Annotated in this window: 7 protein-coding genes and 1 tRNA gene; 3 read left to right on the plus strand and 5 right to left on the minus strand. The window is 69.9% G+C overall.

The window, feature by feature from the left end; genetic code table 11:
• On the plus strand, positions 1–228 hold a 228-nt coding region (locus ACIBJF_RS33280; RefSeq protein ID WP_399179336.1), incomplete at its 5' end, for a transposase.
• A gap of 640 nt (positions 229–868) precedes the next feature.
• Here ACIBJF_RS33280 and ACIBJF_RS33285 read toward each other — a convergent pair.
• Positions 869–1,495 (minus strand): hypothetical protein, encoded by a 627-nt coding sequence (locus tag ACIBJF_RS33285; RefSeq protein ID WP_399179338.1) that lies wholly within the window; start codon positions 1,493–1,495, stop codon positions 869–871.
• A gap of 1,000 nt (positions 1,496–2,495) precedes the next feature.
• Between ACIBJF_RS33285 and ACIBJF_RS33290 the strand changes: the two genes are divergently transcribed.
• Together ACIBJF_RS33290 and ACIBJF_RS33295 are read left to right on the plus strand one after the other, a co-directional pair.
• Positions 2,496–3,581 (plus strand): glycosyltransferase family 2 protein, encoded by a 1,086-nt coding sequence (locus ACIBJF_RS33290; protein WP_399179340.1) that lies wholly within the window; start codon positions 2,496–2,498, stop codon positions 3,579–3,581.
• A gap of 204 nt (positions 3,582–3,785) precedes the next feature.
• On the plus strand, positions 3,786–3,911 hold the full coding sequence (locus ACIBJF_RS33295) for a hypothetical protein (protein ID WP_399179341.1): 126 nt from the start codon (positions 3,786–3,788) through the stop codon (positions 3,909–3,911).
• A 948-nt stretch (positions 3,912–4,859) separates the two neighbouring features.
• Here ACIBJF_RS33295 and ACIBJF_RS33300 read toward each other — a convergent pair.
• From ACIBJF_RS33300 to ACIBJF_RS33315, 4 genes are all read right to left on the minus strand, one after another.
• The gene (locus ACIBJF_RS33300; protein ID WP_399179343.1) at positions 4,860–8,735 is read right to left on the minus strand and encodes a kelch repeat-containing protein; all 3,876 of its coding nucleotides are present in this window, start codon (positions 8,733–8,735) and stop codon (positions 4,860–4,862) included.
• Positions 8,736–8,837: 102 nt separating this feature from the next.
• Complete coding sequence (locus tag ACIBJF_RS33305; RefSeq protein WP_399179345.1) at positions 8,838–9,029, minus strand: hypothetical protein; 192 nt, start codon at positions 9,027–9,029, stop codon at positions 8,838–8,840.
• Positions 9,030–9,131: 102 nt separating this feature from the next.
• Positions 9,132–12,065, minus strand: coding sequence for an ATP-binding protein (locus ACIBJF_RS33310; protein ID WP_399179347.1), 2,934 nt, complete (start codon positions 12,063–12,065; stop codon positions 9,132–9,134).
• 394 nt (positions 12,066–12,459) lie between these two features.
• A tRNA-Leu gene (locus tag ACIBJF_RS33315) sits at positions 12,460–12,546 on the minus strand.
• Positions 12,547–12,839: the final 293 nt, after the last annotated feature.

Below are 12,839 nucleotides of genomic sequence, written 5' to 3' on the forward strand. Positions count from 1 at the left end.
ATCCAGTCAACCAATCCGCTGGAGCGGATCAACCGGGAGATCAAGCGCCGGACCGACGTCGTCCAGATCTTCCCCAACCCCGACGCCCTCGAGCGGCTCACCACCGCCGTCCTCGTCGAGATGCACGACGAGTGGATCGCCTTCCCCCGCCGCTATCTACCCGAGGGAAGCATGGACACGATCTACAAAGATCAGATCGACCTCGCTACACCACCACAGGGGACATGACCTGTGCCGCTGTCGTCTGGGTGGTACATCCGGCAGTGCCCACCCGTCACTTACTGGTGCACAACAGCCATTCGAGAGGACGTCATACCGATCGCGCTCGCCGTCCCGGACCGCGAACTCACCGGGGCCGAGGCATGTCTGGACTGGTATCTGCAGATCCCGTGCACACCCCGGCTCTGCCTGACCAGGCCTCGGTAACCGGATGCAAAGGTCCGTGCTGCTGCATGATCGTTGATCGTGCACAGATCGGTGCTGAGGCCCATCGGTCGGGAGCCGCCCATCGCCATAGAGTCCTCGGACAGTTGAATCCACTTGCTTCCGACGGCTCGAATCTCGAACATACCGCCATTGATCTCGTACCACTCCCGAACCATGCCGACCAGCGTGGACTTCGTATCGCGTCCGTCAGCGAGACGCCGCTGTCCGGCCGGCGCCTTGGCAAGGATACGAACGATCGCCTCCTCAGCCAGTTTGGCGGCCTGAGAACTTAAAGACGACCTCCCGCGCGGTGAGTTCAACCCGTACCTCCTCCTTCGTGCCCGTGGCACTCGATGGTGTCCCTGTCTGGCCCTCTGCTCGGCGCGCGATTTGAGGACCTACCCCTGCCTGAGCACGCGTACTCACAGCAACGTCCCCACCATCACTCAAGCGGAATGGGAGCAATCGGGAGCTGCTCGCTGTACGGCCACGTGAAGGTACGGTCGGGTTCGAGATGGGCTTCTCCCCAATGGATGACATGGATGCCGCTCTCTACGTCGGCTGTGAAGAACACGCAGACGAGCTTCGTCGAGGCCCCCAGCTCCTCGAACGCCTCGTGCAGCTCTAGGTACTCCTCCGTCGTCAGGTCGTCGTCGAGCTCGAACAGCCCCTCTGGCGACTGCGGGCCATGTGCCCAGAACAGCCGACGGCGCGTAGGGGAAGCGTTGGAGGGCAACCGAGCACGATCAAGGGACCTCGGCCTGTCCGCGTACCTGTAGGGAAAGAGGGCGTGCTCGTTGATCAACGCGTACTCGTATCCGCGCACGTCGCGCACAGACTCGCCAAGCTCCCGCGCCATGTCCGCCAGGTTCTCGCGCACTGCCTCAGCGAGGGTGACACCGTAGGGGCTTCGCTTCTTCAGTCCGGCTGTGAGGTGCGTAGCGTGAGCCTTCGCGTGCGCCCGAGCCAGTTGAACCGGAACGGCCGCAGCAACCTCGCTGGCCTGCTGCCCGAACCGCTCGATCGACCAAGCCGACGGCTCTACCGGATCCCCACCCCACACGGACATGCAGCATCCCCCTCCGTCCAATCACCCCACCTTTCACCTGTGTGGCAGGTACACGAAGGGCGCACAAGGGAGCGATCCGGCCAAGACGGGTGCATCAGTGTCACTTCCCCAGAACAGCCACAACTGATCACAGGCGGCTGTCACCTGCGGCCGCCGAATCGATCAACGCCCTGACCTGCTGCCGAGCTGTCGGCACCTGACGGCGTTGGTTACCGCGGAGCGCCCTTCCGCGGCCCGAGGGCGGCCCGGGAGGGTGCTCGTGCGTGAGCACCGCATTAGGAGTTCAATCAATGGCACCTCGCGCGCCTCGGACGCCTGGGGACAAGAGGGTGTCCCGAGCCGTTCGTAGCTGCTGCCGTCTGCCGTCATTGATGTCAGATGTGGATGTCAGGAAGGAGCTTGACCCAGGTATCCGTCAACTTTTCGTGCCTACAGCACGGTTGGCATGCCGGGCCTGCCGCTGCGGCTACTCGCCGTGATCTCTGTCACTCAAAAAATGGTTGAAGTGGGACAGCCATGCAGGTGTGTCCCGCTTTGCGGTAGGCGGCTCGACCTCTCCGGATCCAAGTCACAGTGCGGCCTCTCATGGAAACTGCGCGTTACAGTACGATTTGTCGGGCGTCATGTGTAGATCACGTGAAGCCTGTGTGGTAAATGAGGGTGGGGCGATCTGGTCGACCGTCTGGTACGACCGTGATCTTCGCCGTCCGCAATGAAGCAAGAGGGGGACATCATGTACGGACTTGCGGCCACCGGCCTGTCCACCGTGGTGAACGGGGCGCCCTGTACGTCGCTCTGACGCGCTGCACTCAGCCACTCGGCATCGCCCACCATGCCGCGCTGCCCACGCCCTTGAACAGGGGCGAATCACTCTCACCGTCGGCCAACACAGCCCTGTGCCTGAGGAGACGACTTCCGCCGTGACCCCGGAACCGGCCACCGGACTCCTTTCCGAGCCCCCCGCCCATCCCATCTCAGAACGACTCCACAGGAAGCACCCATGGGGAAGCATCGAAGATCGGGCCTGAGGCCGGCCAAGATCCGCAACGTGATCGCCCTGATCCCGGCCCACAACGAGGCCGACGCCATCGCGGACTCCCTCCAGGGGCTGTACGGGCAGACCGTGCCCCCGAAGCGGGTCATCGTGGTCGCGGACAACTGCACCGACACCACCGTGGCCATCGCGGACTCCCTGGGGGCCGAGGTCTTCGAGACCCGGGGCAACCGGCACAAGAAAGCCGGAGGGCTGAACCAGGCCCTGGCCGGCCTGCTGCCCGATCTGCACGACGACGACGTGGTTCTCGTGACGGACGCGGACAGCGCCCTGGACCCCGGCTTCGTGGCCTGTGGGGTGGAGCATCTCGCGAAGGGCTACGGGGGAGTGAGCGGCACCTTCCGGGGAGGACCCGGCGGGGGCTTCGTGGGCCACCTCCAGCGCAACGAGTACGCCCGCTACTCCCGGGACGTGAAGCGCCTGGGCGGCAAGTGCCTGGTGCTCACCGGCACGGCGGCCATGTTCCGGGTGCAGGTGCTGCGGCAGATCTCCCAGGCCCGCCTGGAGGGCCGTCTCCCGGCCGGGGACGGGCTCGGCGGCATCTACGACACCTCGGTGCTGACCGAGGACAACGAGCTGACCTTCGCGGTGCTGCACCTGGGCTATAAGGTGCTCTCGCCGGAGGGCTGCACGCTCACCACCGAGGTCATGCTGACCTGGAAGGCCCTGTGGGACCAGCGACTGCGCTGGAAGCGGGGAGCGGTGGAGAACTGCGTCCAGTACGGCCTGACGCGCATCACCTGGCGCTACTGGGGCCGCCAGCTCCTGAGCATGTCCGGCGTCCTCGTGACCGTTGTGTACCTGGCGACCATCGCCTACTCCCTGGCCTCGCACTCGTTCCACGTGCACGAGTTCTGGCTCTGGATCTCGCTCGTCTTCGTGATCGAGCGGGTTGTGACCGTACGGGAGCGCGGCTGGAAGCGGATGCTGCTCGCCGCGTCCATGTACGAGCTGCTCTTCGACTTCCTGCTCCAGGCCTGCCACGCCAAGGCGTACCTGGACTCCGTGTTCCGCCGTGAGCGCGCCTGGTAGCAGGTCGCTTCAGAAACTGTCAGACATCATTTGGGAGGGACCCATGTACAACAACCCTGCAACGACTGTGGGCGGTGGGGCGTTGGCCTCTACCGGTATCGGACTGATGACCAGCGTGTGGCTGGGCCTGGCGGCCTTCGCCCTGGTGGCGCTGGGAACCGCTGTGATGCGGATCGTGCCCCGGGGCCGGAACCACTCCTGATCGTGATCCGCAAGACGGCCGTGGTGGCCCTTCTGCTCCTGGGAGTGGCCACCCAGGCCGCCTGCCACGGCTCCGAGCACGCGCCGGACCCGAAGGACACGGTGGCCGTCCAGAGCCTGGAGGGGTGATGAACGGCCGAGCACTACCTGCAACTGTGTCGGTGGGGCGATGGGTTGTGTGCGGGGGCGTTCACCCGGGTTCATAGGCGGCTGGGCGTCAGCGCTGGGACGGCTTCGGATCTCGTCTGACGACCGTGAACGGCGCTGAATGAGACGGAAACTGAGACGCGTGTTGCCGTCCGCCGGTACTGGTGTTGTCGCGTACAGGCTGCGAAGTGCCTCGTACGGGTCGCGGTAGGCGCTCCAGCAGGTGACGCTGCCCTCGTCGTTCAGGCTGCCCATGCACCAGTCATCGTCGTTGACGGCTTTCACCAGACAGAGTTCGTGGAATCCCAAGACGATCTCGAGGTGGATCCGCTCGTCTTGTGCCGGCCGGTCCATCACGACCCGTTCGGTGCCGGCAAGTGTGGCCTCCCGGTTGCCGGAGACGTTGCGGATCTCCTCCAGAGTCCAACCTGCCGGTAGCTGCCTGCCATCCAATGCTGATGACAGCCACCGCACACGCCGAGTGTGGGACGCACCCTCTCTCGCATCACAGCAGGTCACGGGCTCTTGATGGGTTTGATCGGCCTGGCCTGTCCACGTCGGCAACGCCCTGTGGGGAAAGTGAGGCCGGCAAGGAGCACAATGCGGGCCTACTCACAGTGGCCCGCACCGTGCGTGACTGTTCTGGTCATATCTAGCTGCCCTACGCGCGCGGCTCCGTTGGACCTTAACGCTCGTCGCCCGCCTGTGTGTCGTGATCAGTTCCTCTGTAGCCAAAGAGAGTCTCCAGTACGAGGGTGGGAGCCGGTACACGACTTCTCAGGACGCAACCTGCGCTGCTCCCCGCGCCCGCGGGAAACCCGCCTACGGGCGCGGTATTGATGTCGCGACGGGGCTCCCGGGTTCGGGTTCCTGGGAGCCCCGTCAGGTCGTGCCCCTTCGGTCGGCTGTGGGCCGGTCAGCTGCCCGCGGTCAGTGCGTGCGGGTCACCTGCATCGTGGCGCCGAGCGCCGGGACGGCGTACGGCGAGTCGGTGTCGACGGTCAGCCCGCTCGTGTAGGTGCCGGCCTGGCCGACCTCGCCCGCGTTCAGGGTGACTCGTACCTTCACCACGGCGCCTGGGGCGACGGTGACGGTGTGCGGAGCCGACAGCCAGGTCGCGGCGCCCGAGCTGCCGCAGTCGCCGTACCCCGGCAGCTGCTCGACGCCGGTGACCGGAACGCTGCCCGCGTTCGCGCCGCCGACGACGTACAGACCGCAGGCGCCGCTGCCGCGGTAAACCAGCGTGTTGGCCGCAGGCAGAGCGGACCAGGAGTCGGTGACCGGGTCGTACTCCTCGGCCTGGTTGGTCAGCTGCCCGCCGGTGACGCCGCTGACCACCTGCAGCCGCCCGCCGGAAGAGGCGGAGGCCATCGCCCAGTTCGGGTACGGCAGGTCGGCCCGCGCACTCCACGCGCCGGTGACCGGATCGAAGGCGTACGTCGCCGTCGTCTCCTTGCCGCTGACCGGATCGGTCCCGCCGGCGCACACGACCTGGCCGTCGATGCCGGCGCAGGAGAACCACGAGTCGGTGATCGGGTAGTTCGCCACCTGGCTCCAGGTGTTGGCCTGGGGATCGTAGACGTAAGTCGCCTGCGAGGCCGGGAAGCAGTTGCCGCCGCAGCCGGCGACCACGTAGAGCCGGCCGCCGAGGACCGCCGTGCCGCCGGCGACGACGCCCGTGGGGAGCGACGCCACCGAGGACCACGAGTCGTGCTTCGGGTCGTAGCGGTACGCCGCGGTCGAGGCGTTGCGGTTGCTGTCCCAGCCGCCGACGACGTAGATCTCGCCGTCGACCGCTTCCACGCCGGGCTTCTCCAGCTTCTCCGGCATGTTCGCCAGCCGCTGCCAGCCGCCGGTGGCCGGGTCGTGGACATAGGCCTTGAACAGCAGGTTCGCTCCGTCGGTCCCGCCGAAGGCGTAGACCTTCCCGTCGAGCGTCACCGTGCCGCTGTCCATGACCGGTGTCGGCAGGGCATCGGCAGTCGTCCACGCGGTGGCGCCCGCCACGGTGGTCGCGTCGGTCGAGCCCGACGGTACCCCGGCTCCGAGCGTCTTACCGGCGAGCAGCGACCCACGGGTGAAGTCGCCACCGACGTGCCGGACCGGTGCGCCGGTGCCGGGCTTGGCCGCCGCCGGGTGCGAGTCCGGCGTGTACGAGCCGTCCTGCGGGTTGAGGACGACGTGGACGGGTGCCGTGCCGGTGTTGCGGAGCGTCACGGTCCGGGTCGTCGACCGGCCCAGCGGCTGGGTGACCCGCAGCGAGCCGCCGGAGACGCTGATCCGGCCGGCGCCCAGGCGCCAGTCCTTGCGGGTGACCTGATCGCGGGCGACGGGGACCTTTGCGGTCGAGCCCGTGTACGCGCCGTCGATGACCCCCAGCGTGGTGCCGCCGGAGCTGTCGGCGGCCGAAGCGGGCGCGAACAGCTCGTAGGCGCCGTCGGTCGTCGTGGCCGTCGGGGTGCCGGCCACGCTGACAGTGGCTCCGGAAAGTGCCTTGCCGGTGTTGGCGTCATCGACGGCGCCGGCCACGAGCCCGCCGGCGGCGGCATCGCAGGAACGGTTGCCGATGAAGACGTTGTCGACCTTCCAGAACCACGAGTGGACCGCGTCGTACCGGAACCGGACCCGCACGTCGCTCTTGCCGGCGGCCTGAGGGAGCGCGACGACCTCGGGACCGTAGGCGATCGTGCGGGCCATGTGCCAGACCGAGGTCCAGGTCTGGCCGCCGTCGACGCTGACCTCGACGTAGGCGTTGGAGTTGTAGCGGGGTGACATGAAGGAGTTGTCGAAGGAGACGATCGGCGTGGCATCGCCGCTCAGGTCGAGCGCCGGCGAGACCAGGCTGGTCGTCTCCTCGGTGTCGATGCCGCCGTCGCGGGAGTCGACCTCGGCGAACTGGCCGGTGCCGCCAGTGTCGTTGCCGTAGTGACCCGGGTCGTCGAAGCGCCAGGTGATCCCGGAGCCGCTGTCGTCGGTGACCGTCCAGCCATGCTGCGGCGTGGCGCCGGCCCAGCCCTCGAAGTCGGTCGTGGTGCCGTCGTACCCGAAACGGTAGCCGAGCGCGGTGCAGGCGCTCGCGTCCACGGGCAGCGACACGTGGTGACGTATGTCGCCGGTGCCGACGGCGACGGTGTCGTCCGCCGTCTTGTAGCCCGGCAGGGTCGCCGAGACGTGCAGCTTGTAGTTGCCGTCGTCCGGCAGCCGGACCGCGTACCGGCCGGTGACCGGGTCGGTGTGAACCGCGCCGCCGGGGTAGCCGTCGACGGTGATCGTCGCGGCGAGTGGCCAGCCGTGGCCCGAGGCGTCGGTGACGATGCCGGAGACGGCGTGGGTGGGCAGAGCGCGCAGCGTGAAGGACTTCTTCGCCGTGAGCCCCTCGGTGACCTTCAGCGTGGTGGTGGCCGTCGCGTAGCCGAACTGCGCGACGGTCAGGGTGTAGTCGCCCGGCGCGGGGGCGAGTGTGTAGCCGCCCGACGCGTCGGTCGTGGCGGTGTAGCTGCGGCCGCTGGCGTTCGTGACGGTGACGGAAGCGCCCGGGACCGGCCCGTTGGCCGCTCCCGAGCCGGTGCCGCGCACGGTTCCAGTGATCAGACCGTGCGGGCCCTGGCGGAACGCGCCGACACCGAGGGGCGAGCCGAGCCCCGTCGGGCCGTCCCAGCCCGTGCGGGCGTTGCAGAGCTGGCTGCCGCAGTAGCCGTCGGAGCCGGCGGTGACGTCGGTGAGGTCACCGGCGTTCGTGTCGGCGTACGGGTAGGTCACCGGGTAGGTGCCGGGCGTCGGGGTGCCCGCGAGGGCGTACATCGCGGCGACGAGCGGCGAGGAGAGCGAAGTGCCGCCGACCTGGAGCCAGCCGCCGACCGCGGGATTCGAGTTGTAGATGCCGAGGCCGGTGGCCGGGTCGGCGTCCGCGGATATGTCGGCGATGGCACGCTTGTCGCAGCCGGTGTCGATGCCCTGCTGGTACGCCGGCTTCGGCTCGACGCTCGAGCAGCCCGAGCCGCCCCTGGCCCAGGCCGCCTCGGTCCAGCCGCGGGCGGTGGTGCCGTCGCGGGTCAGCGTCGTCCCGCCGACGGCGACGACGTTCCCGTTCGACGCCGGCCAGTTGACGATGTTGCCGTAGTCGCCGCTGGATGCGGTGACCGCGATACCGGGGTGGTCGTAGTCGTGGTCATACGCCGTCGCGAAGCTCCCCCCCTCGCCGGGGATGCCGTAGGAGTTGGAGATGGCCACCGGGTGGTGGGCGGCGGCGGTGTTCTCGGCCTGGCCGAGGTCGTCGACGCCGGCGGAGTCGGCCTCGACGAGCAGGATGTGGCACTCCGGGCAGGCGGCTGAGACTGCGTCGAGGTCGAGCGCGGTCTCCATGGACCAGTCGGCGTCCTCGGGCGGGAGGTTGTGGCCGCCGTTCTGGTCGAGCTTGGTGAAGCAGCCGTTCGCCGTCGTGCACGCGGGAAGGCCGTAGGTGCTGCGGTAGACGGCCAGGTCTGCCTCGGCGGTCGCGTAGCCGCCGGCGTCGACGATGGCGACCGTCTCGCCCGAGCCGCCCGTCGGCAGGTCATAGGCCGCTCTCACGTCGTTCGGGGTGAGGGCGGTGGCGGGCGGGGTGGACGAGCCCGCGGCCAAGGCGCCGTGAGTGTTGGTCACGCCCATGAGGTCGCAGGTGGCGTAGGGCGCGTCACCCTTCTGCTCGGAGGCAGGTAGGGGGACGGCGCATCCGGTGGGCGTGTAGGTCGCTGTGCTCTGCGGGGTGCCGCTGGCCAGGGTGGGCGCCGCTTGCGCCGGGGCGACGGCCATCAGGCCGGACGCCACCGCGCAAGCGACCGCCATCCCAGCGGCCCATATGCGTATTGGTCTGTGCATCGCTCTTCTCGGGAGTGTGCGTCGGCCGGGCCGACTCCAGTGGGGTGCTGGTCAGACCGGTCGGTACTCCACGCCCGCCTTCCGTCGGTACTTGCGCGGCCGGTCCGCGCTCGCCGTCGGGGCCGGATCGACGGTGGTGTCCTGACCGTCGACGGAATCCTCGGAGGAACCCTCGAGGGAACCGTCGATGGGGCCGAGCGCCGGCTCCTCGCCGGACTGTTCGGCGCCGTTGCCAGAAGTCATCGTGGCTGCTCCGTTCTGTACCAGAGGCAGCAGTGAACGCGGCGCGGCGATCAGGCGGCAATGCGCAGAACTACCCGGGAAACTCCCGTACGGTTACGGTGGCTACCCCGCCGAAGCCGGCGGCTGCGGCACGCTCCCCGGCAGCGGTACGTCACCGGACTCCACCGCGGCGACGGCGAGCGCGGTGCGCGAGGGCGCTTGCCGTTTGCGCATCGCGGAGTGGACGTGCTTCTCGACGGTGCGGGGCGAGAGCCCGAGAACGCGGGCGATCTGTGCGCTGGTCCGACCCTCGACGAGCAGGCGCACCACGTCGAGTTCGCGCGGCGAGAGCTGGTCGCCGTAGCCGGGCCGGCCCGACCGCGCTCCGGCCCGGACCCCCTCGTCCGCGAGGGTACGCCGCACCCGGTCCGCGTCCTCGGTCGCGCCGAGGGCGGTGAGGTCGCCGAAGACCTCGAGGAGCAGGCCGACGGCCCGGTCCCGCTCGCCGACGGCGAGGTGACAGCCGGCCGCCGCCTCACGGGCCAGCAGGGCGTCGTACGGTCTCGGAAGGGCGGCCCAGGCGGCGCCCGCCTCCTCGAAGAGCCCGGCGGCGCCGGTGAGGTCACCGCCGGCACGGGCGAGCAGGGCCGCGGTCAGCCGGCGGGCTGCCGCAGCCACCGGCGCATCCAGGTCGCGTGTACCCGCTGCGAAGGCCTCGGCCGCGCGGACGGCCTCCCCTACGCGCCCGGCTTCGAGCAGGGCGCGGACCCGTAGCGGAGCGATCTCGGCGGCCCAGAGCCAGAGTCCCTTGGCCTCGACGAGCCGCCAGGCGGCATCGGTGGCGGCCAGTGCCTCTCCGGGGCGACCGGCGGCGATCGCCAGCCGCGCGAGTACGGCGGACGGGTCACGCGACCCGTCGGCGGGGCCGCGCGGACGCCCGACCTCGATCGCGGCGCGGACCCGCTCCTGTGCCCGCCGGCGGTCGCCGCGAGCGGCGTCGACCAGGCCGCCCAGCAGCAGTGCGTCCGCGCGCAACACGGGTTCGTCGGCGTCAAGGGCCAAGGGGCCCCACTGCATTGGGGCCGCCCAGTCTCCGGTGAGCCAGTCGAGGTGGGCGAGGGTCGCCCCGACGAGGTCGCGCAGGCGCAGGTGTCGGTGCTCCTCGGCCAAGGCGGCGGCCGCTTCGAGCCGGCGCCGGGCGTCGTCGTAGCAACCCCACAGCATCGCCGCCTCACCGAGGTTGGCGAACCCCCGGGCGCGCTGCAGCACCTCGCCGGGAGTCTCCCCCTTGATGGGCAGGTCACGCGCTGCCGCCCAACCGGCGGGGTCGCCGAGTACCAGGAGCGTGGCGGCGCGGTCCATGAGAAAGGCGAGCCGCTCCTCGGGCGACGGATCGGGCAGGGTCTCGATGAGCCGCCCGGCGTGCTCCAGCCAGGCACGGTGATGCGCCGCCGGCCGTGCGGTACCGACCGGGCGGGCGAGCATCATCATCGCGTGGACCGCGGCGACCGGCCGGTCCTGGACCAGACCCGGCACGGCCTGCTCCATCTCGACCGAGGCGGCCTCCACATCACCGACGTGGAACATCAGCCGGGCCAGCTGCCAGGTGGTCTCGGTCCGCTCCTCGGGCGTGAGGTCGCCGGCGGCGGTCTCTCGCAGCACGGCGACGAGCTCGCGCAGCGGCCCGTCACCGGGTGCGGCGTACAACGGCATGCGCCGCACCAGACGAGGCACCGCCGCGCCGCGGACGGCACCGCCGGCAAGGAGGTCGAGGAGCAGCCCGAACGCCGTACGTGGGTCGCCCGACGAAATCGCGTGGTCCGCCGCTTGCTCGGCGTACGCCGCCCAGCGACGCGGGTCGCCCGCCTCCCGGAAGTGCCGGGCCAGCTCGGCAACGCCGCGTACCCGCTCCCGCTCGAGGGCTTCCCCGGCGCGGCGGTGGAGGCGGCTGCGCTGAATGGCGCCGAGGGCCTGGTACACACTGCGCGCGGCCAGTACGTGACGGAACCCCACCCGGGCATCGCGCTCCTCGTACAGCAGCCCCCCGGCGAGGGCCTCGACCAGACCGTTCTCCGCCTCTTGCACGGGTATGCCGGCGACCTCGGCGACCAGCGCCGGCGCCCGCTCCCCCTCGAGCACGGCGAGCGCGGCCAGCACCGCGCAGGCCGCCGGCCCGAGACGGGAGGTCCGCTCGAGCACGGCGTCACGGATGCTGGGCGGTACGTCGAGCTCCTCGACGTCGCGCCGCAGCCACGCGCCGTTCTCACAGACCAGGTCCGCGCGGTCGTAGATCAGACGGACGGACTCCTCGATCGCGAGCGGCAGCCCGTCCGTGTGGCCGTGGAGGAACTCGGCGAACTCCACCGAGACCGGCTCCCCGCCGAGCATCGAGGACACCAGGTCCGCTGTCCCGGCGGTGTCCAGGGGCCCGGGTTCCACGCGGCTCACGCCGGCCTGCGCGACCAGCCGGCGCAGCAGCGACTCCGGGCGGACGTCCTCGGGCCGGTGGGTGAGGACGAGAAGCGGGCCCCGCTCCCGACGGGCTCGCAGGAACAGCAGGAGCTCAAGCGTGGTCTCGTCGGCCCAGTGGGCGTCCTCCACCACGAGCAGCCCGACGCCGAGGGCGTCGATGAGCTCGACGAGTGCACGCAGCAGACGGTGCCGGGCGGATGCGGCGTCGGGCAGCGGCGCGGGCGCAGGCGGAAGCTGATCCGCCCACTCCGGGAAGACCGGCCGCAGCGCCCCCGCCAGCCCGGTGAGCGGCAGGCCGGCGACACTCTCGGTCAACCGGCGTACGCCGTCGACGACCGGGCCGAGCGTATAGGGCTCCCGGAAAGGCGGGCACACCGCGATCAGCGCCGTCTCCCGGCGCCGCCCCAGGAGCTCGTGGAGCAGCCGGGTCTTCCCGATCCCCGCCTCACCCGCGACCACGACGAGGCCCGAGCACTCGTCGAGAGCCTGGTCGAGCGACGAAAGGTCGCGGTCGCGGCCGACCAGGCGGGGTACGGCGAGGCCGGGTCGGCGTGCCGGCGCGTCGGCACTCTCCGCTGCACTCATCTCCGCCTCCGGTCCGGCCCGCTGGTCCGCCCATTCTGCCGGTCGTCCCTCGGAGCCCTCGTGCAGGTGTTCTGCGCGCTCGTTCCGGGCGGGTTCCTACGCTCGGAGCGACGTTGGTGAACGGATACTTCGATGGGTCGGGTGAGCGTCGCCGTACCACCGGCAGTAGCCCCCTCCGCGTCGAGCCACACAGACTGGGCCGTGCTGCGACCGGTGGACTGTCAGGGACGCTCAAGTCCCACGGTTACCGAATGCGACGCGCAAGCTCACGAGGGACGCCGCGAACCAGGTAGACGACACCCCGTTGGGACAATAATTGCAGCCAGAACTGCAACCAGCGGGCCGCTGTCGGACCACCCCCGAGGGTGGCCCCCGCCCCGCGTCGCAGACGAAGTGGTGCCCGGAGCCGGACTTGAACCGGCACGCCCGCGAAGGGGCAGCGAGGTTTAAGCTCGCCGTGTCTGCATTCCACCATCCGGGCAGGCCATGGGCTCCGCTTCGAGGTTCGAGCCTATCGGGACGCATCCCCCGAACAGCCGAGGGGCGGACCGATGTTGTCTTATTTTATTGATGTCTGAGGGTGCATCAGCCCACGGAACGAGCCATCCGCACTTGCCAACAGCCTGACGTGAGGGGGGTACGCCCGTACGCGGAATGACGGAATTTCACCGTCCGAACGAGGGTGCTCCACCCGTTCTCGACATCGTTCGACAGCGGTTCGACGGCGATCCGGCCAGTGCCGCTCTCGGGGTCCGCCGTCCTCCCCAGGTATGA

The sequence above is a fragment of the Streptomyces sp. NPDC050743 genome, assembly GCF_044456925.1.
Lineage (GTDB): Bacteria > Actinomycetota > Actinomycetes > Streptomycetales > Streptomycetaceae > Streptomyces.

Coding starts and splice junctions, on each gene's coding strand:
- ACIBJF_RS33285 (WP_399179338.1), bottom strand. CDS start 1,495: ATGTCCGTGTGGGGTGGGGATCCGGTAGAGCCGTCGGCTTGGTCGATC.
- ACIBJF_RS33290 (WP_399179340.1), top strand. CDS start 2,496: ATGGGGAAGCATCGAAGATCGGGCCTGAGGCCGGCCAAGATCCGCAAC.
- ACIBJF_RS33305 (WP_399179345.1), bottom strand. CDS start 9,029: ATGACTTCTGGCAACGGCGCCGAACAGTCCGGCGAGGAGCCGGCGCTC.
- ACIBJF_RS33310 (WP_399179347.1), bottom strand. CDS start 12,065: ATGAGTGCAGCGGAGAGTGCCGACGCGCCGGCACGCCGACCCGGCCTC.